This window comes from Pseudomonas sp. 37 R 15, from assembly GCF_900004865.1.
Classification (GTDB): domain Bacteria; phylum Pseudomonadota; class Gammaproteobacteria; order Pseudomonadales; family Pseudomonadaceae; genus Aquipseudomonas; species Aquipseudomonas fluorescens_AM.
In genome coordinates this window covers 1-341 of the sequence record NZ_CVTV01000053.1, presented here as the reverse complement: position 1 = coordinate 341, position 341 = coordinate 1, and the positions used below count along the sequence as shown (strand labels likewise).

Sequence of the window (341 nt, the reverse complement as noted above, 5' to 3'; positions counted from 1 at the left end):
GCAACGGTGCGACCACCACGATCAACGACACCATCGACAAGGTCGATGTGGTTCTGACCGCCACTACTACCGTCGGCGAAGGCGGCAACATCGTTTACACCGCCAGCCTTGTGGATAAAAACGGCGCGCCGGTAACTAACATCACCAACCCGTTGACCGTGACGTTGGATAACGGCCAGAGCATTACTATCGGTGTAAACCAATCGAGCGCCAGTGTTTCGGTTGTTGCGCCGGATGATGTGTACAAGGGCGACCAAACCGTCACCACCGCTATCAAAGGCGTGACCGGTGGCGAGCATTTCGAAAATCTGGTTCCAGGCACCACGCCGGTTAACACCACC

1 protein-coding gene is annotated in these 341 nt (G+C 56.3%); it reads left to right on the top strand.

What is annotated here, in order from left to right; translation table 11 throughout:
- On the top strand, positions 1 to 341 hold a 341-nt coding region (locus BFQ04_RS30055), incomplete at both ends, for an immunoglobulin-like domain-containing protein (RefSeq protein ID WP_256544592.1).